This window comes from Spiroplasma endosymbiont of Seladonia tumulorum, from assembly GCF_964020235.1.
Classification (GTDB): domain Bacteria; phylum Bacillota_I; class Bacilli_A; order Mycoplasmatales; family Mycoplasmataceae; genus Spiroplasma.
This window is the reverse complement of record NZ_OZ026545.1, coordinates 302,287-325,027: the sequence shown is the minus strand read 5'-3', so window position 1 is coordinate 325,027 and position 22,741 is coordinate 302,287. Positions and strand designations below refer to the sequence as shown.

27 protein-coding genes and 1 pseudogene are annotated in these 22,741 nt (G+C 24.3%); 21 read left to right on the top strand and 7 right to left on the bottom strand.

Annotation, left to right across the window (positions count from 1 at the left end; genetic code table 4):
• The first annotated feature begins 217 nt into the window (after positions 1-217).
• Positions 218-2,530, top strand: coding sequence for a spiroplasma phage ORF1-like family protein (locus tag AACL22_RS02120; RefSeq protein WP_338989298.1), 2,313 nt, complete (start codon positions 218-220; stop codon positions 2,528-2,530).
• Positions 2,531-2,555: 25 nt separating this feature from the next.
• Here the strand turns inward: AACL22_RS02120 and AACL22_RS02115 are convergent, their stop codons facing one another.
• From AACL22_RS02115 to AACL22_RS02100, 4 genes are read right to left on the bottom strand one after another with little or no spacing between them, the layout of a single operon-like run.
• Complete coding sequence (locus tag AACL22_RS02115) at positions 2,556-2,972, bottom strand: lipoprotein (RefSeq protein WP_338989295.1); 417 nt, start codon at positions 2,970-2,972, stop codon at positions 2,556-2,558.
• Between the two features lie 17 nt (positions 2,973-2,989).
• Positions 2,990-3,397 (bottom strand): hypothetical protein, encoded by a 408-nt coding sequence (locus AACL22_RS02110; RefSeq protein ID WP_338989293.1) that lies wholly within the window; start codon positions 3,395-3,397, stop codon positions 2,990-2,992.
• Between the two features lie 53 nt (positions 3,398-3,450).
• Entirely contained in the window at positions 3,451-3,732 is a 282-nt protein-coding gene (locus tag AACL22_RS02105; RefSeq protein WP_338989291.1) for a hypothetical protein, read from the bottom strand.
• A 17-nt stretch (positions 3,733-3,749) separates the two neighbouring features.
• Positions 3,750-4,145 carry a lipoprotein gene (locus AACL22_RS02100; protein ID WP_338989288.1) on the bottom strand — a complete coding sequence of 132 codons (396 nt, stop codon included), beginning with the start codon at positions 4,143-4,145 and terminating at the stop codon, positions 3,750-3,752.
• 72 nt (positions 4,146-4,217) lie between these two features.
• Between AACL22_RS02100 and AACL22_RS02095 the strand changes: the two genes are divergently transcribed.
• The 20 genes from AACL22_RS02095 (at position 4,218) to AACL22_RS02000 (ending at position 19,857) form a co-directional block, all read left to right on the top strand.
• Entirely contained in the window at positions 4,218-5,309 is a 1,092-nt protein-coding gene (locus tag AACL22_RS02095; protein WP_338989287.1) for an Mbov_0401 family ICE element transposase-like protein, read from the top strand.
• 518 nt (positions 5,310-5,827) lie between these two features.
• Positions 5,828-6,154 (top strand): hypothetical protein, encoded by a 327-nt coding sequence (locus tag AACL22_RS02090; protein ID WP_338989286.1) that lies wholly within the window; start codon positions 5,828-5,830, stop codon positions 6,152-6,154.
• A 20-nt stretch (positions 6,155-6,174) separates the two neighbouring features.
• Positions 6,175-6,540: a hypothetical protein gene (locus tag AACL22_RS02085; RefSeq protein ID WP_338989285.1), complete on the top strand. Its 366-nt coding sequence runs from the start codon at positions 6,175-6,177 to the stop codon at positions 6,538-6,540.
• 571 nt (positions 6,541-7,111) lie between these two features.
• Positions 7,112-7,624, top strand: coding sequence for an isopentenyl transferase family protein (locus AACL22_RS02080; protein WP_338989284.1), 513 nt, complete (start codon positions 7,112-7,114; stop codon positions 7,622-7,624).
• On the top strand, positions 7,596-7,733 hold the full coding sequence (locus AACL22_RS02075; protein ID WP_338989283.1) for a hypothetical protein: 138 nt from the start codon (positions 7,596-7,598) through the stop codon (positions 7,731-7,733). Before AACL22_RS02080 ends, AACL22_RS02075 begins: the two co-directional genes overlap by 29 nt.
• A 448-nt stretch (positions 7,734-8,181) precedes the next feature.
• Complete coding sequence (obgE, locus tag AACL22_RS02070; RefSeq protein ID WP_338989281.1) at positions 8,182-9,486, top strand: GTPase ObgE; 1,305 nt, start codon at positions 8,182-8,184, stop codon at positions 9,484-9,486.
• Positions 9,486-10,238, top strand: a complete 753-nt coding sequence (gene nadE / locus AACL22_RS02065; RefSeq protein WP_338989279.1) for an NAD(+) synthase — start codon at positions 9,486-9,488, stop codon at positions 10,236-10,238. Before obgE ends, nadE begins: the two co-directional genes overlap by 1 nt.
• Positions 10,239-11,168: 930 nt before the next feature.
• Positions 11,169-11,339 (top strand): hypothetical protein, encoded by a 171-nt coding sequence (locus AACL22_RS02060; protein WP_338989277.1) that lies wholly within the window; start codon positions 11,169-11,171, stop codon positions 11,337-11,339.
• Positions 11,340-12,128: 789 nt separating this feature from the next.
• Positions 12,129-12,413 (top strand): hypothetical protein, encoded by a 285-nt coding sequence (locus AACL22_RS02055; RefSeq protein ID WP_338989275.1) that lies wholly within the window; start codon positions 12,129-12,131, stop codon positions 12,411-12,413.
• Positions 12,368-12,862 (top strand): hypothetical protein, encoded by a 495-nt coding sequence (locus tag AACL22_RS02050; RefSeq protein WP_338989273.1) that lies wholly within the window; start codon positions 12,368-12,370, stop codon positions 12,860-12,862. The genes AACL22_RS02055 and AACL22_RS02050 overlap by 46 nt, the downstream gene beginning before the upstream one ends.
• Entirely contained in the window at positions 12,840-13,121 is a 282-nt protein-coding gene (locus tag AACL22_RS02045; protein WP_338989271.1) for a hypothetical protein, read from the top strand. The genes AACL22_RS02050 and AACL22_RS02045 overlap by 23 nt, the downstream gene beginning before the upstream one ends.
• The gene (locus tag AACL22_RS02040; protein WP_338989268.1) at positions 13,121-13,519 is read left to right on the top strand and encodes a hypothetical protein; all 399 of its coding nucleotides are present in this window, start codon (positions 13,121-13,123) and stop codon (positions 13,517-13,519) included. The genes AACL22_RS02045 and AACL22_RS02040 overlap by 1 nt, the downstream gene beginning before the upstream one ends.
• A gap of 11 nt (positions 13,520-13,530) precedes the next feature.
• Positions 13,531-13,989, top strand: a complete 459-nt coding sequence (locus AACL22_RS02035; RefSeq protein WP_338989266.1) for a hypothetical protein — start codon at positions 13,531-13,533, stop codon at positions 13,987-13,989.
• A 17-nt stretch (positions 13,990-14,006) separates the two neighbouring features.
• On the top strand, positions 14,007-15,071 hold the full coding sequence (locus AACL22_RS02030; protein WP_338989264.1) for a hypothetical protein: 1,065 nt from the start codon (positions 14,007-14,009) through the stop codon (positions 15,069-15,071).
• Positions 15,072-15,371: 300 nt separating this feature from the next.
• Entirely contained in the window at positions 15,372-15,788 is a 417-nt protein-coding gene (locus AACL22_RS02025; RefSeq protein ID WP_338989262.1) for a hypothetical protein, read from the top strand.
• Positions 15,789-15,800: 12 nt separating this feature from the next.
• Entirely contained in the window at positions 15,801-16,736 is a 936-nt protein-coding gene (locus tag AACL22_RS02020) for a hypothetical protein (protein WP_338989261.1), read from the top strand.
• A gap of 15 nt (positions 16,737-16,751) precedes the next feature.
• A complete protein-coding gene (locus AACL22_RS02015) occupies positions 16,752-17,021 on the top strand; it encodes a hypothetical protein (RefSeq protein WP_338988785.1) in 270 nt (89 codons plus the stop codon).
• A 14-nt stretch (positions 17,022-17,035) separates the two neighbouring features.
• Entirely contained in the window at positions 17,036-17,410 is a 375-nt protein-coding gene (locus AACL22_RS02010) for a hypothetical protein (RefSeq protein WP_338989260.1), read from the top strand.
• Positions 17,411-17,746: 336 nt separating this feature from the next.
• On the top strand, positions 17,747-18,289 hold the full coding sequence (locus tag AACL22_RS02005) for a hypothetical protein (protein WP_338989258.1): 543 nt from the start codon (positions 17,747-17,749) through the stop codon (positions 18,287-18,289).
• Positions 18,289-19,857: a hypothetical protein gene (locus tag AACL22_RS02000; protein WP_338989256.1), complete on the top strand. Its 1,569-nt coding sequence runs from the start codon at positions 18,289-18,291 to the stop codon at positions 19,855-19,857. The genes AACL22_RS02005 and AACL22_RS02000 overlap by 1 nt, the downstream gene beginning before the upstream one ends.
• A 666-nt stretch (positions 19,858-20,523) precedes the next feature.
• On the opposite strand, the gene AACL22_RS01995 is transcribed toward AACL22_RS02000, so the two are convergent.
• The 3 genes and pseudogenes from AACL22_RS01995 to AACL22_RS01990 form a co-directional block, all read right to left on the bottom strand.
• Entirely contained in the window at positions 20,524-20,832 is a 309-nt protein-coding gene (locus AACL22_RS01995; protein WP_338989254.1) for a hypothetical protein, read from the bottom strand.
• 142 nt (positions 20,833-20,974) lie between these two features.
• Positions 20,975-21,037, bottom strand: a pseudogene (locus AACL22_RS13725) (hypothetical protein); the annotation flags it as partial.
• Positions 21,038-21,087: 50 nt separating this feature from the next.
• Positions 21,088-22,659 carry a PQQ-binding-like beta-propeller repeat protein gene (locus AACL22_RS01990; RefSeq protein WP_338989252.1) on the bottom strand — a complete coding sequence of 524 codons (1,572 nt, stop codon included), beginning with the start codon at positions 22,657-22,659 and terminating at the stop codon, positions 21,088-21,090.
• Between the last annotated feature and the right edge of the window lie 82 nt (positions 22,660-22,741).

Below are 22,741 nucleotides of genomic sequence, written 5' to 3'. Positions count from 1 at the left end.
ATAAGTTTTTCGTTAACGCTTGTATGTATATTAGATACAGTTTCAACGATTGAAGAATTAAAAGAAAAATATAGTGGTATAAATGGTTATATATTTTATGGTTTATGATTTGATATATTGTGATATATCTTAATAATTTATTATTTTTATGGTTATTTATTTAATGAAATTATTAAATTAATAAAAGAAAATCGTAAAAATAAGTTGGTAGATAATAATGCGTAAGTTTTTAGTATTATTTTCTTTTGTACCAATTTTATTGATTTCTTTTTTCTCGTTAGGGGCAATGACATTACAACAAAACCATCAATCACAACAAACAGAAGAAAAAGCAAGAATAAAGCGGATTTTAGAAACGGGCATTAATGAAACTGATTTTATTAATATGATGTTTTTACGCAGTACTTTTTTTGAAAATTGAAGTGATACCAATTATTTTATTAATCCTACTTTAAAAACATCAAAATCATTAACTTATAACGATAAATGATATTTAGATTTTTTAAAGGATAGTTATTCAACTGGTGTTTCTTACGATAAACCTAGTGATAAATTTATGGATTTATATAAAAATTGAAATACTTATTCTAAACAGTATAATATTGATAAGTTCTATGATGTTGATAAAAAACAATTTTTAAAAGAATTAACAAATTTTGTTTATTCTTTTACAATTAAATATAATTTAACACAAATGTTAAATAAATTAAAAATAAATATCAATGATTTACAATCAGTTAATTTAATTGTAGATAATTGAAAATTAATTACTGATAAATATATTCCACGAGATACTGGATGATACATTATTTCTTATAAATGATTTGGAGAATTTAATATTATTAAAATAAATAGTTCAGAAAAATACGGAAATGATATTAATAAGATTATAGGTAGTTCATTTAATAATTATGAAAATATTAATATTTATAAGTGAAATTTAGATAATGAACCTATGGGCTTTCAATTACCTAAAATTAACATAAACACTGGTGAAATTAAAGATTGAAGTTTTGAAAACCAGAATAAAGTTAAAGATTTTTTAAATAATTATTTAGATGTTATTATCCAAGAAAATATTAGGGTTCAGCAAGGGGGCAGTCCTAACTATGAAATTTCTAGTGTTGGAACACAACGAATAATTTTTGATTTTGAAATTGTTGATAATATGGAAAAATCTGTTAAAGGTAATATTTTAACTAAAAAATCAATTTATCGGATGATTTTAACAATTGATAAAGATAATATTATTGCTGGTAGTTTAGAATTAACCCATCAAAAGCAATATTGAAATGGTACTAATTATAATGATTATCGGTATACTGATGATTTAGGTTTTCTGTTTACATTTATGAAAGATAAAGAAAATATCTTTAATTTTAGTGCTGAAACATATAGTTATTATCAGGGTAATACTCCTAATACTGGTAAAGAGATTTTTGAACAGATGAAAGGTCAAATTGATATTAATAAATTTTTAAAAGAATTTTTTGCTCATGCTTTAGTTCCAGTATTTCAAAATCGTAGTAATTTTATTGAAAGTGGATATATTGATAATTTACAATATGATACGGTTTTAATTAATTTTTTTGGTTTAAAATTAGAAAATTTTAAAGATGTTATTTTAGATCAAAATGGAAAATCAATAAAATATTTTGATGACTACAATAACTATATTTATAAATTTGAAAATAATAAAAAAGTTTTAAAAACCGAAAAAGAGAAAAAAGAATTTGAAGAACAAAAGAAAAAGTTTTTAGTTTCTTATGATAAATTTAAAGAATTATTAAATAGTATGTTTGTTATATCTAAAAATTTTTATAAGGATTATTTACGAACAATTTTTGATTTAAATAATAATACTTATACACAAGGATATAACAAAAAATATGGTTTGTTAGCCAATAATGGTTTTAAAATTTATCCACGATATTTTTATTTTTCTGATAAATATAAATTATTAGATTTTAAGATGTATTCTGCTTATAAAAATCGGTTTTATAATACAAATTATGGAGATGTATTTAATTATGATTTTTCAGTCTCAAATGATTATAATATTAATCAAAATGAGGGTTATGTTTTTGAAAGCATTTTAAAAAACAAGTATGGTTTAAAATATAAGAAAATGGAAGAACAAAAAATCGGATATAATGTCTTTGAATTACAAGCACAAAAAGAAAATGATATGTATTGATATTATGACTTTAATTTTGGTATTTATAACTGACAAGAAATAAATAATGGTGGATTATTTCCCAATAGTCAATGATGACAAGCACAATATGAAAGTTGTAGTTGATATAATTTAGCGTGTCATATCAGAAATGCGGCAATTTGAATTGTGAATAATATTCCTGGTATAAAACAAGTAAACGAACTAGCGAGTGGTGTTGGTAAAATTTTTCAAACAATATATAGTTTTTTCAGTCAAACATTCGAAGTATGAAAATTTAGTCCTGCATTATATAGTACAATAACTAATTTATTCTTATTAATTATTTTTATGAAATTTGTGCGATTAATATAAAAAGGAACTATTTTTAAGTTCTTTTTTAATCTTTTCAATCAGTAATTTCACCAGTGTTTATGTTAATTTTAGGTAATTGAAAGCCCATAGGTTCATTATCTAAATTTCACTTATAAATATTAATATTTTCATAATTATTAAATGAACTACCTATAATCTTATTAATATCATTTCCGTATTTTTCTAAACTATTTACTTTAATAATATTAAATTCTCCAAATCATTTATAAGAAATAATGTATCATCCAGTATCTCGTGGAATATATTTATCAGTAATTAATTTTCAATTACTTTTAACTGGCGGTTGTTGTGGTTCTGTTGTAGGTTCAGGTTTATTATCCTCACCGTTTTCACTATTATTTGGTTTTTCACAATTAATTAATGATGTTGTACTTGTTGCTGTTAATCCGATTGTTCCTAAAATGCTAAGTCATTTTTTCATTTTTTATTCCTCCTCAATTATAAAATAACTGCCAATTGTATTTGTAACAATTTTTCAACCATGGTTAGGATTAGAAAAAAATGATTATTTATTTCTTGAAAATGATTGTAAAGAATATTGATTAAAGTATTAATATCATTATCAGCAATGGATCCGCCTCAACCACTATGATCTTCTTTATGAAAATTAGTAATTTCTGATTTGATTTTATTTTTAAATTCTTGATAATTACTTTCATTTTTTTGATAAATTTGTTTAATTTTATTTCATTCATTGATATTAATATCTAATTTTAGTTGATCATGAGTTAAAAATTTATAGTATTTTTCAATTTCATTATATTGATTATGTGATTCATGTTTAACTATTGTATGATCAGAATTAATTCATCAAAGAATAGCAGTTCCTGCAATTACTAACCCCAAATTATTAATGATAAGCCTAAAGTTTCGGGAGCTAATGCTGCCGCAGCACCAGCTTATGTTCCAATAACTGCCCCTTCAGTGAACATAATTGTGGATTCTTCTGCAACTGATAAAGTTTCAGCCGCTGTTAAACCTTCTGCTACAGTACTTTCTGATAAAAGTGGAGTCATTTCCACAGCTTCTCCTGTTCCGGTTGGAACAGAAACGTGAGTAGAAGATAAACTATTCTTAATATAATTAGCAGTTGTTGATAAACTTTTCATTGGTGATATTCCGGTCATTTTTGAAATTCCTAAAATTCCCATACCAGAAATTCCGATAGAAGTAAGCCCCAAACCAACATCTCTTAATATTAACTATAATTATTTTTATTTAATATAAAATTAATCATAACAGCACCTTCATATTTTGAATTTGAAGTTGGAATTATTGAAGCTCAATTATCAATAACAGTTCCTATTTCTATACTATTTTTTTCAACATTACTATTTAATTTTAATATTTTATTTAAAATAGTTTCTGTTTGATTATTCTGCAATTCTCCTAAATATGTACTTATTAAAACATTAGATAAATTTGTTTTTTTATTTATTGATTCATAACCCCCTGAACTTGGTTTTTGTGGTTCTGGTTTATTATTCCTGTTTTCGCTATTATTATTTGGTTTAGGTTTATCACAAGCAACTAAACTCGTTGTATTTGTTGCTGTTAATCCAATTGCTCCTAAAATACTTAATAACTTTTTCATATATTTATTCCTTTCTGTAAAATGTTATAATTACTTTAATTATACTATACATTAACGAAAGGAAATAATAAAATGTTTAATTTTAATAAATTTAGTGCAAATATTTATGAAAATTCTTTAAATCAGTTAAAAGAAAAGATAGAAAGAATTGATAATATAATTTTTAAAAAACGAGATAAAATAAAATATTTTGTAAAAGAAATAAAAACTAGAAAAATTAAAACAGAATTTGGAATATTAATTTATAAGAGAAGAATTTACAAATATCTTTATAAGGGTAAGTGAAAATATGTTCCTCTTGTTGAAAAACAATTTGGAGTTGAAAAATGACAAAGAATAATTAATGATTTAAAATTAAAAATAATTGCTGAAATAGTAAAAAATAAAAGATATAGTGATATATTAGATATGTTTAATTGTAAATTGCATTTTCCATCTGTTTCGCGTATTTTACGAAAAGCATTAATAAAAAGAAAAGATAAAAAAATAGATTTAAAAAATTGAGAAAATTTATATATCAATTTGGATGATGCACATGTAACTTTAAAAAATAAAAATAATAAATCTTATTTGCAAACTGTTAGAATAATTTCATTTAATACTGGAAAAGAAAATAATAAATCTTTAAATAAAAAATATTGTTATTTTTTTCTTAATAAGAAAACTCGAGGAGCAGAATTTAATGCTTTATTTATTAAAAAACAAATTCAAAAATTTTTTAAAAATTATGAAAATATTAAATTAATTATTGGTGGGGATAGTGCTAAATGAATTAAAAAAACTGCTAAAATTTTAGATGGTATGTTTATATTTGATAGATTTCATGCAATAAGAGAATTAAAGAATAATATATATTGTGGTAATCGTAGTAAAGAATCCTTTAAAAATTATTTACACGCAAAGGAATTATTTTTACAAGGAAAATACGACGAATTTATAACTTTTTTAAAATCATTACAGAATGAAAGAATTAAATTAAGATATTTTATTAATTTAAAAAATGGTATTTTAAATCAAAATAAAAAGTGAAATATTGGCGTATCTGCTGAAAGTGATGTTTCAAGAATTGTAAAATCTTGTTTGGGATATGGGAATAAAACATTTTTATTTTCAACATTTAAAAATATTTTGGATTTAAAAATTATGAGATTTAATTTTAGTTAATTTAAAATAATTTAATTTTAGTTTTTAAACTATTTTTTAGTATTTTAAAATATGAAATTATTTTTTTGTATTTTTATTTTTTTATGTTATTATTTTTTTATAAAAGAAAAAAGTTTCTTGTTCTTAAATAAATTAAGTAATACCCGTTTATATGCAGCACTCCCTTTTTTAAAATAAATTATATTGAACATTTATTTTATTGGTGTTATAATAAAATTAAGTAGAGTGCTACACTTCATAGTACAATTTACATGATAAAGAAATATTAGTAAAAAAGAATGGTTATTTATATCATGAATTATGCAGCTGAATGTTGTCTGAGCTATTTTAGATTTAAGTTATTTAAAAATTAAAATTGTGCTATAATTTTACTAACGGTATGAGCTAAATTCTTAAATGTGTGGGGTTTCCACAGAAAAAAAGATAATTTAATCTTGTTTTTTTAAAAAAATGATATATTATTATTTATAATTACACAATACCAAATGTGAAATTCTTGGTAAAGGAGATAAATAGGAATGAAAAAATTGTTCAGTGTCTTTGCTGCAATTAGCATCTTAGCTGCTCCGGTAACATACACAATTGGATGTAATCCAATCCCTGATTTACCTTATATTTCAGATAATCAAATTTCAGAAAATACTAAGAAAACTATTAATAGCTTTGTTTTGGATGAAAATAGTAAGGTTAACACATTATTTGATTATAATTTTGATACATGAGTAAAACCAACTTTTTTCCCAAAAGAAAATATTATGAATATTAATATTGAAAACAAAGATATTTTAAAACAAACGCAACTAACTATGTCGCAATTAAAAAAATTCATAGTGAAGAAAATTTAGCAAAAGATAGTTTAGAATATATGAAAAAAAGTTTACTGTCATCGCGAGATTTAAGAAGTCAGCCGTGACCAACGGTTGTTGAGAAATATAATTGATATTTAGATCAAACAAGTAAAAATAAAACAGTAACTGATTTAGAAACTTTAGTATCTTATTATGATAATCCAATTTCAGAAAAATCAGATTTATATGACAAAAAACGTTGATTATATGTTGACCAACTTCGTAGTGAAAATGTAAAAGATTGATTTAAAGATTCTCATTCATGGACTTTAAATCCTACTAGCGCAAATTATAATGAAAACACAAAATTTGATCAAGGAATTTTTTATTATGTTTTATTTAACACTTACTTGCAAAAAGTGCAGACACATTATAATGTTTAATTAAAAAATATTTGAAAAGAATATAGCAACAAAAACGATAAAGAAAGCATTCAAAATATTATTAGTCATGATATTGCAGGAATCACTTTAACTTTTACGGTCTGAGATCCTGAAAAATGAACCAAATATTTTGTTGATGGCCATCCTGTTGTTAATAGTAACGAAAATATTTTTGAAAACTTACCAATTTTACCAATTGAACAAAAAATTGGAGTTAAATTAGTTGTTGCAAATATCTATGGAACAGTTTCTAGTTATTTAATCGGAAGTTTTGTAATTTCTAATTTATTAGGAATTGAATAAATGCGGTTTACCATTTTTTAAAAAAGAAATAAAATATGATAAAATATAATTGTCCGCAAGGACAATTTTCTACGTTTATTATAACGTTAAGGTGTGTTTGGGGTTATTAACCGCTATATAAATCAATAACTCTACACCCAAGCACTTAAAGCGGTTCAGAGTTATTTTTAAAATAAAGTAAAAGCTAACAGTTGAATGTTAGTTTTTTATTTGTAAATTGTAAATACCAACCGATAAAATTTATAAAGAGATTAGTGAGGTTTTGATTGTGCAGAAAAAAGTTATTTTAATTGTTGGTCCAACAGGAAGTGGTAAAACTGATTTATCAATTAAGATGGCTCAGCGTTTTAATGGGGAATGTATTAATGCTGATGCTACTCAAATTTTTAATGGGTTAAATCTTGCAACAAATAAAATAACACCATCTGAACAAGTTGGTATTCTACACCATTTATTATCAACAATTGATTTAAATGAGAATTATTCCATTAAGATGTATCAACAAGAAGGGCGAAAAATATTAGCTCAATTACCAGATAAAACAGAACTGCATCAATATTTATCTGAACGGGTATTACGATTAACAGAGCGGGGTTTATTTGCTGAAATTGAAGCAGCATATAAATATTGCAATTATGATTCAGCAAAACAAAGTATGAAAATTATTGGCTGTCCAGAGATTATTCGTTATTTAAAAGGCGAGCTTTCATATGATGCAACATTAGCAACAATGGTTCAAACTAATAAAATTTATGCTAAAAAAACAAATAACATGATTTAAAAATCAATTAACAAATGTTCATTGATATTCATTTTCTTATTCACAGTTTGATGATCTTTGTCAACAAATTATGGTTGAATTTAAAAATAGTAATTATTTAAAATCATAATTTACTTTTAATAACATTTTCTAAAAAACAATTTTAATTGTTTTTTTCTTTTTTAAAGATTAAATAACTTCTAAAATATTTAAATTTTGTTATAATGTAATATGTCTAAATATAAAAACGATTTAAGAATTAAAGAAAAAATTTAAAGTAGGTTTCTTTACTTATCAAGATAAATTTATATAACTTAATTAATAAATTTTTTAATATAAGGAGAATTAGTGCAAGAAATATTTTAATATACTAAAAGTATCTTCTAATTTTAGAATAAGTTATTGAAGCAAAAAAAAGGGTTACTTTTAATTGACAAAGTAGTTTTAAAACAATTAGAAGTATTAAGCTAGGAAAAACAAAGATAACATTGTTAGTAGATAAAAATTATTTATAATGTAATGACAATGGTGATTATTTTTAAGGGCACAAAATTAACATAACGAGAAAAGGATACGTAATGAAACTTATTGATGTTGCAACAATTAAATTATTTGCAGGAAAAGGCGGTGATGGTGCCGTTGCTTTTCATCGTGAATTATATGTTCCAAAAGGTGGTCCTTCTGGTGGCGATGGTGGTAATGGTGGTAGCATTATTTTTGTTGGCAGTGAAGGGATGAATACATTACTTGATTTAAAATATCAGAGAGAAATTAAAGCAGCCGATGGTCAAAATGGAAGCATTAAAAATATGCATGGTAAAAATGCTATTAATAAGTATATTAAAGTTCCGTTAGGTACATTAATTTATAATAATCAAACAAATGAAATTATTGGTGATATTACTACTCATCAGCAAGAAGTTGTCTTAGCAAAAGGTGGCCAGGGTGGCCGTGGTAATGCTCGCTTTGCAAATTCTAAAAATAAAGCACCGACTATCTTTGAAGCTGGTGATTTAGGGGAGACATTAGAGATTCGTTGTGAATTAAAAGTTTTAGCTGATGTTGGTTTAGTTGGTTTACCGAATGCTGGTAAATCAACTTTATTAGCAAAAATTTCAAAAGCTAAACCACAAATAGCTGATTATCCATTTACTACCTTAACCCCGCAATTAGGAGTGGTTCAAGATCAAAATCATCATAGTTTTGTTGTTGCAGATTTACCAGGGTTAATTGCTGGCGCAGCAGCAGGTAAGGGACTAGGACATGATTTTTTACGCCATATTGAACGTTGTAAATTGATTGTCCATGTCTTAGATATGTCAGGGAATTATGGAACTAAAGATGTTTACCAAAATTATTTAAATGTTAAAACAGAATTAAAAAAATATAATTATAAATTAGAATTACGACCAGAAATTATTGTAGCAAATAAAATGGATCTTGAGATTGCAGCAAAAAATTTAATTAAATTTAAGACGCAAATTCCAACTGCAGAAATTATTGAAGTTAGTGGTTTAATGAATCAAAATTTATCATTGTTAATAAATCAAATTGGGGCAGCTTTGACAAAAATTAAGGATAATAAAGCATTATGGCAATTAGATGAAATAACATCAACGGAAGAAGAATATAAAGTATATAAGTATACCGCACCAATTGAACAAGAGGTAGAAGTTGTTAATCTTGGCAATGGTGTTTGAAAAGTAGCGGGGGCAGCAGTTTATCAAGCTTATCATAAAACACCAATTACAACTTATGATAATCTATTATTATTTAATAAAAAATTACAAGATTTAAAAGTTTTTGAAATATTACGAGCAAAAGGAGCAAAAGCAGGAGATATTGTTCGCATTTTTGATTACGAATTAGAATGGGATGGATAATGATGAAAGAATTAAAACAATATTTGAGTTATTTAGTAAAATGAATTAAAGCAGAAGTAACAAAATCCAAATGCGAAGGGGTTATTGTTGGTTTATCTGGCGGAATTGATTCAGCTGTTGTTAGTTTATTAGCAAAACAAGCTTTTCCTAATCATCATTTAGCAGTTATCATGCCCTGTCATTCTGATTATTTTGATCAAGAATGTGCACAATTATTAATTAATAATCATCAATTAAATTATCATCTTGTTGATTTAACAGCAACATATGATAATTTAATTGCAACATTAGCTTTACCACCACATCAATTAGCATTCGCTAATATTAAACCACGGTTACGAATGACGACCCTATATGCTTTAGCACAAAGCCATAATTATATGGTTTTGGGTACAGATAATGCTGATGAATGACATGTTGGATATTTTACTAAATATGGTGATGGTGCTGCTGATTTAGTTCCTATTATTCATTTACTAAAATCTGAAGTTCAGCAAGCAGCACAACTATTAGGTGTGCCATCACAAATTATTTCACGTCCACCAACAGCGGGATTATGGACTAATCAAACTGACGAAAAAGAATTAGGATTTACCTATCAACAATTAGATTATTATTTACAAGGAAAATCGGTTCCAGCAGCTATTGCACAACAAATTAAACAATTACATCAAAGTTCTGAACATAAACGACGATTACCTAAAGGACCACCCAATATTTTTAGTTCGTTAATTTCTGTTAGCAAAAATTAAAATTGTTTTGCAATTAGTATTGTAAAACTTTTTTTAATTAGAATTAATGTCTTTATCTTTTAGTAATTTTAAAGAAAGAACATTTTTTTGAAGTTAAGTTTTAGAATTTCCAAAGTTATATATTTCAATTATTACATTATGTCTTTGAACAATTATAATATTTATTTTAAGTAAACTTATATTTAAATGAGAAATTGAAATTAACTAATGTAGATAATTTAGTTTTTTTAAATTTAAATATTACTACTAAATAATGTTAAGATATTTTTAAAACATAGAATATTAGATTATTTTTTATTACAAAAGTAATTTATTGGAAGGAATATTTTATTTATGAATGGGCATACATTTAGGTTTTATAAAAAATTATTTTTTTATTATTTATTATTAATTTGTTTTTATTACTTAATTTATTATTTACATATCATATTTTAGGAGTCAAAAACAGTCTATGCTTTTAAAATGTGACTATTAATTATTATTTTGATAGCAAAATTAAGTAAACTAAAACAATTAATTTTAATTAGGATTTTTAATAAAATCAAGGAAACTAAATGTTTCCAAAAAGTGTGAGCACCACCTTTATGATAAAGTTAATACATTTTTGTTTAAAGTGGATTGTTTGCTTATTTTTGTTATATAATGAAAATAATAATATTGATATATATCTGATGTAATTATCGTTTATATCAATTTAAATCGATTTAAAAGTAAAAATATAGTTTAAATAATGTAATTTTAACAATTAATGCTTTTTACCTTAATTGTTACTTTAATTATGTTAAATTGCAAAAATGCAATTAGGATATTATTATGTATTTATAAAGTTTTATATTCAAAGAAGCATGTTTCCGTATTTCTTTGAAGAAACCTATTAAGTAATAAAAAATTAGAAACATTTTTTATAAGAAAAGAATTATGGAGGTTTTTATGAAACATACAAATCATAAATGAGGAAGATATGAAAGAAATTCAATTTGAAAATCATATGCAATGAATAAAGTTCAAAAATATTTTGAACACAAAGACTATAGTAAATATGATCTTTTTCAAGAAGCACCATGCAAATATTGTGGTCAATTAATGCTAAAAGCTCAATAACAAGATATTCAACCTGATAAAGATTCTTGGTAGTCGGAAAAAATCTTAGGTTTTATAAAAATTATAAATAAAGTAATTAAATACAAATTAAAGTAATCGCTTATTAGAACGATTTTTTTATTTGCATTATTCATCAGATAGTATCTTTAAAATTAAAAATTAACCTATTTTGCTCTACAAACTAGTTAATTTTTATAATTTCCTTTCTGTGATTTATTATATTTTTTCGGTTTAACAACTAATAATATCATTTTTAATAAAGGTACTATCTGATGAATAATGCAATACTAAAACTTAATATTTTGATGCTTAAAGATGGATAACTCATCTATGGCACGAAATCTTAAAGAAAGTGTGAAAGCGATTGGATTTACTTTCCTATTTATTTCTTTAATTCTCGACAAGATTAATCACTTGTGAAATGTCAGAGCATGTGTTTTTTGGCTTGTTTTCATAAAAAAAGTGCTGTTAAACCGAAAAAACAATATCGGACACTAAAAAAAGAGGGTTGGAACTCCAAAAGGTTATTTTCTTTATATAAAGTTGTGTAGGGATGGATGAAGCGTAATTAATAACTGAGTAAACTGTTTTTTTATTTCCGTATGGGGGTAAACTCTATCAAAATATCTTATCCGCCCCCGCTCACTCCCCAAAGTGGAGCGGGCGGTGAAGCAATTAAATACTAAAATAAATTACAAGAATTAATGATATGTGCTTATCCAGTAACTGCAAATAATATTAATGATGAAATTTGAGCAACAAATAAAAAGAATTAAGGAGTATAGATAAATGACAGAATATAAAAGTAAATATATTAATAAAACTTGAAATGAAATAACAACATCATTTGAATGAGTTAATTGTCAACCTATTAATTGTCGTATTTCACATCATAAAAAGCATTATGATTTGCAATGTTTAGAATGAGCAAAAATGTACTTAATTTTATTTGAAAACAAGTGAGATATTATTGCTTCTTATATGCAACATTACAAAATTAACGATATTTTAGATTTAGCATCCGATGGATGAAAAATATTACAAATTGACAAAAAAATAAACCAGATAAATTAAAATATATTATTGCAATTGACCCTGCTGGAATTGGTCAAATTGGTATTATTATTTATAATGTTTTGCAAAAGAAAATAATTAATAATATTACTTTTAATTCCAAAAATGAAGAAGAAGCAATAAATAATATGTATTTAATATTAAATGAGTTTAAAAATAAAATTTGTTTTTATTTAAATAAAGTTATTGTAATAATTGAAGATTTTCAACTTCACAAAGGTTTAAAAATAAAAAATCCATTATCTACTCCTAAATTCATTGGTGGTTTAAAAGTTTTATGCAAATATCTATTTAATTTAAATTATGTTTTACAATCACCAGTTGTTAAGAAAAATTATATTTATAAAGGAAATATTAAAATGACAGAGCACGAATTAGATGCTTGAAAACATTTACAATATTTTTTAAAAAAGGAAGTGATAAATAATGACAATAACAGAATCAATTAAATTTAACAAACTTAAAGAAGAAAATGAAACACTTAAAAAAGAACTTGCTGAAAAAGAACAAGAAATAAATAGTTTTAAACAACAAATAGATATGGCACATAATTTTAATCAAAATTTAGGTAGTGAAATTGAAGAATTAAAACAACAACAATTATATAAAGAAGATTTTTACAAAAACCCATATTCAACAGGTTCTATCGATTGAATATTAGTTGACAGTTCAAAATATGACAAATTATCTAATAAGGATGTTAAATAATGTCTCAAACAAAAAGTAATTTACCTAAAAAATCAATAACTAATAAACCTAAAATAAAAAATAAAAAAGTTAATAAGTTAGAATTAACTGTTAGATTACATGAAAATCCTATTAAAACAAAAATTAAGGCTCTTGTTGCTGGTGGTGTTGAAGTTGATGCTTGTTCGGCTAAATGTCAATGAGAAGGATTAAATTACTCAACATTATCAATATATAACCCATCTGTTTTAAATGAGTTTTTGAAATTAAAAAAAGATGATGAGATAAAAATTAAAGGCTCAGTATTTAATCAGTTAAATATAAAAACTAAACGCTATTTTTTGTCTTTTAGAGTAGATAGTTTTGAAATTATACAAAAAGCGATTAGAAAAAGAACAAATACAAATATTAAAAAATAGGAGGAAAAACAATGGCATTAAAAAATGTAAAATATGTTCTTATAAATGAAAATAATGAACCTATTAAAAATGAAGATGGTAGTTTAGATATTAAAACTGCTGAAATTATTTTAAAAAATACTGCTGAAGTTGAAGAATTTAATGCAAGTAATTTAGAAAATAATAATCAGCAAATCAACGAACTACAAGCAAAAAATACTGAGTTAACTTCACAAATTGAACAACAAACAATTCAACTAAAACAAATTGAAGTAATTGATTTTATTAATTCTTCAACTGATAATGAAGATTTTAAAAATGTTTTATTAAAATCTTATGATATTACTGATGATATTGAAATCATTAAAACACAATTGCAAAGTGTTTATGATGAATTAATTAAGGTACAAACAGTTAATACTGGGGGCGTACCAAAAGTAGAAAACAAAGAAAACAATATTTTAGATACAGACAATGTATTTAATAAATAGAAAGAAGGAATAAAAATATGGATCCAAAAACAATTTTTGGCGATATTGCTAATCAAGCAACACAAAGAGACCGAGAAACATTTGAACAATGATATTTACAAACTTATCAACAAAAATTTAGTTGAGAAACTTTATTTGCGTGAAAAGAAGCAAATAAATTTGGTTTAACATATAAAAGAAAGAAAAATATTAAATATAATGAAGGTTTGGAAAAAGATGGACAAGTATTTAATACCGATGATAATCTTCTAAAATATTCAACAGTAGAATTTGAAGATGGAGTTGTTGAATTAGATACAATTTTAACTTTTGCTCGTAAATTAGACCCTGTAGAAAATGATTTTAATCCTAATCTTTGGGCTGCCGATATTGAGCAAGCAATGGATACTGAAGTTGCTTATAAACGCAATAAAATTTTAGAAATTATTAATAAAGGAACAGTTACAACTATTCAAGGCAAAAAAGCAGATGATACAAATGCTTTACAAATTCATGATGAAATTATGGATAAAATATATGAAAACGGCTTTACTCCATCAGAAACAATTGTTTTAGGTTCGGCTGATTTTATTCGTGGAATTCGTAATAAATTACAGTTACAACTTGGAGCAAACGACCAAATAAATAGTGTAATCACAACAAGTGGAGCAATGAAAACTGTTGAAGGAACAACATACTATATGGTTCCTAAAAAATTACCAATTATTAATAAAGATGGTTCAGAAGGAACAATTGAATTATTACCAGATGGTGTTAATGCAATTGCCTTTAAGTTTAGCAAAAAATATGACCCTCTTATTTTACACAAAAAAGATCATACTCCGTTAAGAGTTGGTGCTGCTGCGTTAGGTACTGGAATGGGTAATACTTTGATTATGGAAAGAGTTTTATATTTAGGTGGAGCAGTTGTTGAACCAAAAGGAATTATTAAACATATTGTTTCAAAATTATATACAATTAGAAAATTAGCCCGAAATGATTTTTATAATGGTTTTAAAGTTTCTAATTTAGAAACAATTAATAATTTATTAAAAATTGAGAAAAATATTCAAAAAATAAGCATCAAACACCAATTAAATTAAATAAAATTTTAAATCATTTAAACCCAAATTTTTATATTCAAAAAGTAACTAAAAAATTATTAGCCCCAATTGAAAAACAAATAATTACTATTAAACAAAAAGTAATTAGTAAAATTATTGATAAAACTAAAAAAATATTATCTAAATTTGAAACTAAGGCTATTAAAAAAGGTCAATTATTACCTTTTGCTTATGGTTCTGATGTTTTTTAGCAGTTAAAATTGTTCCTTTATCAGTTGCGGGTGAAGTTGCTCTTTAACAATATATTATAAAAATCCTAAATATGTCCCTATTGTCGTTATGACAACTTTAATCAAAGCAGAACAGTTTGTTTTGGCTCCTGAACCGTTTAAATTCTATATGAACAGTGAGTGGTTTATTGGTTGGGGATTTAAAAAAACAAGTTTGTTTAATTTAGTTTCTTTTGCCCCACTTGCTTATCAGCAAGTAGTAAAAGATAGTTTTAAAATATATCGGACAATTGCTAAGATATTAAAAATGCAAGAACAATTTAAAAATAACTTTAATAAAGATAAATTGTTAAATACGCTAGAAGATAGTGCAATTACTAGTTTATTGGGTAATGGACTAGTATTTCAAGCATATAAACAACTCAGAACAAAACAAGATTTAAACAAAAAAATTAAAACAAAAACATTACTAAATAGTAAAAAATTTATATTAAAGAAAATATATTCTAAAAAAAGTAAATGATAAGGAGATGATTAAATGTTAAATGAATTATGACAAAATGTTACTTTGGAAAATTATAATAATTTTATTCCAATGACAGGTAAAATTACAAAAGTTTTAGTTCGTTATAATAAGTTCTTTAAAGGTGATGTAGAATTATGATTTAAAACATTTGCTTTAAGAGCCCAAAATATGATTAATTCTTACTTAAACTATCCATTTTCAAAGCTAAAATTTGAAACATTTAAAGACCCATTATTAAAGAAAATTTGTATTAATATGGTGTTTATTACGATTGAACATTGAACATTTAACCGTATTCCAATTGAGTTTTTTACTTCGGCAAATATGAGTGTTGGTGATATTAATTATTCTTCACAAAATGACCCTATGGCAACATGACAAGGTCTATTGCCTACCTATGCAAAATCATTGGCTAATTTAACAACTTTAAAGAAAATGTTTCGTACTTTTCAAGAAGAAGGTATTGATTTAACAATGATTGATTTAGAAGCATTTTATACTCAATTAGAAGTTGATGCTTTATTAGATAAACTTGTTATAGAAAAAATTAAAGATGAAAAACTTGCAAAAATAAAAGAAGAAATTTTAGATGAATTAAAAAAATCAATTGTTATACCAAAAGTTCCAGATTGAGAAATTGTTGATACTAGTGATTTTAAAGTTGGACAAAAAGGATATACTATTCCTAATTTTGATAAAGAAAATTATATTTATAGAATTTGAGCCTCAGGAAAAAATATCAAAGGAGATTTAAAAAGTCAAGGGATGTTGCAAACAAGGCATAGTTTTAGACAAACAATAGGTGTTATATATGATCAAATAGGTGTTAATAGTGCATGTTTAGCATTATCTATTAATCCTGATGGATTGATTAATATTGGAGTTAATGGTCCAGCAACATTTAGACCTTTGGGATTTGTGTTTATTGAAAGAAAAAAGGTAAATTAGAAAGGAGATGTTATTATGTCAAAAGTAAATATTAAAGATGTAATTATGTTTTTGAAAATCTTTGGAGTTTCATCATTGTTTTTTATCGCAGGAATTATTATTTGTTTTATAGGAGAAAAAACATTAGGTATTTCTTGACCGGCATATGTTATTGTTTCAGCAATGCTTATCGGAGCTGGAATTATAGTTTTGATTATTGAAACAATTAGATTTATCAAAACACATAACAAAAAACAAAAAGAAGATAGTATTGAAGATGTTATTAAAAAAGAAGAAACAAAATAAAGGGGAAGTTATAAATGGGATTGTTACCAGCAAAAAAGAAAATAAAAAAAGATTATGATATTGATAGTTATTATCTTAATTTAGCATCAACTATTACTAATCGTAAAAATGTTACTGTTCAAAAACATAATGAGATTTTAAAAAAAAGAATTTGTGAAGATAATGCTAATTTTTTAAATCCACGAGATTTAGAAATTAGCATTTATAATCCACTTACTAATCAACAATTAGATACTAAATTAATTAATAACTTTTTAAAGATGCAAGACTTTACTAATAAAAATTGATATAACGAATATAAAATTAATAAGAATGGTAGGGGTGCATACTTTATTTTTGTTAATAATTCAAAACTTAATTTTATTACTATTGATTTTTACAATGATTAATATGATGAATTAGGTAATTTAGTATCTTGTACTTTTGATTATGACTCTTATATTAAAAATGACCAGAGTATTTTTATTACTGAAAAATTAGAGATTGATGCTGTAACTAAACAAGTTAAAGTTATTAGAAAGTTAAAAACACGATTATATAGTACTATTACCGACTTATATATTGATGATGCTAAATAAAATAACTATACAACTTTACAAAGAGAAGAAATATTACCACTTAATTTTATTCCAATTCAAATTATTCCTAATAACCTTAATTTTGAGCCTTCTGCTCGTTATGGTAAACAATTTGCTAGTATTTTAGATATTATTGCTGAAAAGATAATGTTAGATCCATTATTAAATAGTGGTAAATTTACTATTAATACTAACGGCGTGACTGGTGTAGTTGACCAAGAAATTAGTAAAATGCTAGCTTCATTTATTGAAAATGACTTGTTATTAGTTGAAGGAGACCCTGATAGTAATTTTCAACCAGTAGATTATATTGCGGGTAATTTTAAAGGTGAACAATTAACCAAAATATATGATTGATTATTAACTAATTACTATAAAATAAATCGCCATCATGTTCCCGCAATCGCCAAGGGAGCCCAACAAACACAAGCAGAAGTTGCGGGAGTAAATATTCAAACAAACGCATCATATGAACAAATGATATATATTAGAGAAATTAAATTAACAGAATTCATTATTAAGTTAATTAAATATGATAATGCGATTTTAAACAGTAGAACATTCAATATTAAAAATATTGATGAGTTAATTGTTGATGTTCGCTTACCAGTAAATGCTACTTTAAACAGACAATTAAAAAACAACGAAACTATTATCAATATGCCTAATGAAGAAGGAGAACAAGAATAATGTTAAAACCATCTGAAAAAATGTTAGCACAATTAGCGGAAAATGATGAACCAATTGACTATTCAATCGATAGTATTCCGTTAGATTTTGCTGCTCAATCGCAGTACAGCAACCCTGACTTAGAACAATTATTTACTGAAGACCGTGCAAGAACCTTATATATTTATAAAATTAATAATATTGTTAAGACAAAGCAAAAACCAATCTTAAATTACTCTCAAAATAGCGTTAAAATAGGTTTTATTGACAAAGATGAATATATTAAAATAACTGGCTATGAAATTAGTGATTTTAACTTTAAATTACAAATTCAACAAAATACCACAGTCCAAGATAATAGCACAAGTTATGTTATGATTGATGAAAAAGATATTTTAATTAATGATATTTCAAAACAAGACAAAGAATTTTTAGAATCCTATGACTTAAAAATAGTATCTATTAATGAGCCAATTAGTGAAGATAACAAAAATGAATGTTATATCATTGAAGAATACAAAGGCCCTTATTCACCCGATGGTGTTAATATTATTAAATCTATGCATTTAGTTAAAATAACTGATTTTAAATGAAAAAACCAAAATAGTATTCATTTAGTATTACAAAAATCATTACCCGAAGACACAGTATTTACTGGGATTGAAATTAAATACCCTAAATCAATGTTATTTGGAAATATTAAGTGTTGAGGCAATGTTAATGGTGTTTATTCTTATCCATCATCAATAGTTGAAAACGCTAGTTTAGTACCTTTACTATCAATGCCAATTGAAACAAACCCTAATGTAAGAATATTTCAGTATTGATTTACTGAAAGTTTTTTACCATGAAGTATAGCCAAAAACTATATTCAAAGAAAAGATATTTTAGATTTGGTAAATAAAAATGGTTTAGAAAAAGTTTTATTAAATTATTTAACATATCGTTATAATTATGACCGTAAATTTCAAGGAGCAAAATACGATGAAAAAGGTAATCCTACCAATAAAGCGGCTGAACTGCGCCAAAAATTTGAAGGACAAAAACCAGAAGATGTAATTGATGGTTTATTTGAAAATTGAAAATTAGATAATTCCACATTTCTTAATGAAAATGTTGTCAAAAGATTTAAACAAATTATTTATATGTTATCAAATTATACATATAGCAAGTATGCAATTAATAAAGGCTATAATGATGATATTAAATTAATTGCTCCTTATTATTTTAAACTAATTTCAAAACCAAATAGATTAAAAGAAGGATATTTTTATTTTTCAGATTGTCAAGTACAAATATATTCATTATATTTTGATTTTATTGGTTCTAATCCACCAATTACAGTAAATTATTGAAAAGAAATTAAAGCACAAGAAAAACCATTTAATCAAGTGGATAATAAATGATATTTTGCTATATGGAAACCTAATAATTCTATTTATTGAAAAATATCAAAATTTAAACACGATACAAATAAAAGAAAAAAATGAGGATTGAGATCCATTAAAACCATATTATATTGATTTCTTTTTATGGGTTTTTGAAACAAAAGAACAAGATTTATTAATAGATGATCAATCAGAAGGTAAAATAGAACGAATTTTTTGAAATGAAGATAAGGGACGAAATTTTAAAGCAGTTTATCGTTGAAATGGTGGTGGTGAACCTCTTAAACCTTTAATTGATTCAAGTACTGGAAAAATTATTGATTGAAATTTAAAACAACAAATAAATGTTAATAATAACAAAGATAATGAAATTAAAGTAAGTGTTAAAAACAAAGATATTTCAGAAAATCCTATTTATCGATTAGAAGCAAATTTTTTAATTGATTATCCGTAACAAATGAATTAGAAACAAATAACATTCCTTCTCTTATTCCATCAGAAATTAAATTATCTGATGGTGAATATGGGAAATATTTAACTAATTTAATTGTTTCTAATGACAAAATAGAAAACTATTTAAATTATTTTTCTGAATGATATAAATTACTTTATTCTAAAATAGATTGAATTAGTACAATCGAAGATTTAATTGATTATAGTATTAAAATAACTTTTGATAAAAAACTATTTAATTTAAATCAAATTGAAATATCAGGTATATGAGGTTATGGTAATTATGAAATTACAATTTTTACTGAAAAAGAACAAATTAATATTAATAATTTACAACTATTTAATAAAAATAATGAAAAATTATCATTAATTATATTAGAAATATAAAAAGTCATTTATTAAAATGACTTTTTATTATTCATTAACTTTTACATTACTGGTTTTATCAATAATTAAATTAGGTACATTAGTATCTTCTAAATTTCAACGATAAACTGCTTTAAAATTTCGTCCCTTATCTTCATTTCAAAAAATTCGTTCTATTTTACCTTCTGATTGATCATCTATTAATAAATCTTGTTCTTTTGTTTCAAAAACCCATAAAAAGAAATCAATATAATATGGTTTTAATGGATCTCAATCCTCATTTTTTTCTTTTATTTGTATCGTGTTTAAATTTTGATATTTTTCAATAAATAGAATTATTAGGTTTCCATATAGCAAAATATCATTTATTATCCACTTGATTAAATGGTTTTTCTTGATATGCTATTCATTCTAAAATACCATTTTTTGTTTTTATATTATTTTTTTCTTTTAGTTTATTTAATTGTTCCTCGATATATTGTGGTGTATTACAGGCAACTAAACTGGCTGTACTTGTTCCTATTAAAGTGATTGTTCCCAAAAGACTTAATTTCTTTTTCATATCGTGTTTATAATTAATTCTTTACTACCACTATATCTGTTTTTTTATTTTTAAATGTTACATTTTTTTTCCGAATTTAAGGGAATAGCTTCCCCAATCTCAGTCTGATGCATAATTATTTCTTTTTTACTTTTAATATCATAGTAAAAATTTATACTATTATCATTATTTATTTTTATTTTTGAGGGTAAAATTTCATTTTCAAATAAACTAAGCATAGCATCTTTAATTGAAATATTAACTATTATTTCATTATTATTTTTATCAATTAATTTTGCACTAACCATACCTTCAATTTTTTGATAATAATTTAAAATAAGCTCTATATTATTTTGTAAAGAAGTAACATAAACTGAAATTTTACTATGTGGTGGCACCTTTACTGGTTGAGATGGAACAGTTATTGTTGTAGTGTTTGTGGTTGTTTTAATTTCTGTTTCAGAAGAATTTGAAGTATCTGTTATAGTATAAGTTTTTGACTTCCCTCATGTATAACCACCACCAGCTTCAACTGCAACTTCAAGTTTTGCACCAAAAACAACAGGGACACCAGCATTACTACTAGCTTTTGCTGTAACTTTAGTATTTACATTTGTACTTCAATTATCAGTATTTGATGTTGTTTCTGATTTAGAAAATCCATTCATTTTTTGAAATGTATTTGTTTCTGTTAATTGTTTAGAACAAGAAACTGTATTTTGAATTTGTTCAATACTACTATTATTTATAAATGTTGAGTTAGAATCTTTACAAATATCATTAAGATCTTGTTCTAAATTATATGATTTATTTTTTTGTGTTTCTTCTAAAACAAGTTCAGATTCTGTTAAATTTTTTAAATTAATATTTAAAATCTGTTTAATTTCAGAATTAGGATTTTGTTTTTTATGATATAAATATAATCCTCTTTTTACTTGATCTCTCATATTAATAATTTTAGATTCAATTAATTGCAATGTATCATATTCATAAACTTTATTATCTTTTGAACCAAAGTATAATTTATTATTTAAAGCTACTCCAGAAGATAAAATACTTCCATTTGTTGTAATTACAACTTTTTGTTGTCCAGTTTCAGGATTATATTCATAAACTTTATTATCTTCTGAACCAAAGTATAATTTATTATTTAAAGCTACTCCAGAAGATAAAATACTTCCATTTGTTGTAATTACAACTTTTTGTTGTCCAGTTTCAGGATTATATTCATAAACTTTATTATCTTCTGAACCAAAGTATAATTTATTATTTAAAGCTACTCCAGAAGATAAAATACTTCCATTTGTTGTAATTACAACTTTTTGTTGTTCAGTTTTAGGATTATATTCATAAACATTATGATCAAAAGAACCAAAGTATAATTTATTATTTAAAACTACACCGGAAGAAATAATACTTTTATTTGTTATAATAACAATTTCTGAAATTCCAACAATATTATTTTTTTTATTATCTTGTCTTTTTACTCTATTTAATTTTTCTAAATTATTTTTTTGTGAATAATTAACTTTACTAATTTCTAATTTAGTTTCTTCTTTTTGATAGGGGCTAGCAGCAATTGTTGTTGGTACAGCGGTTCCACCAATAGTTAATAGACTTAATAAACTTAAAAGTTTTTTCATTTTATTATTTCCTTTCTTTTATCTTGAAAATTTTTATCAAGATCTATTGACATTATATATATATATATATATATACAAGCAC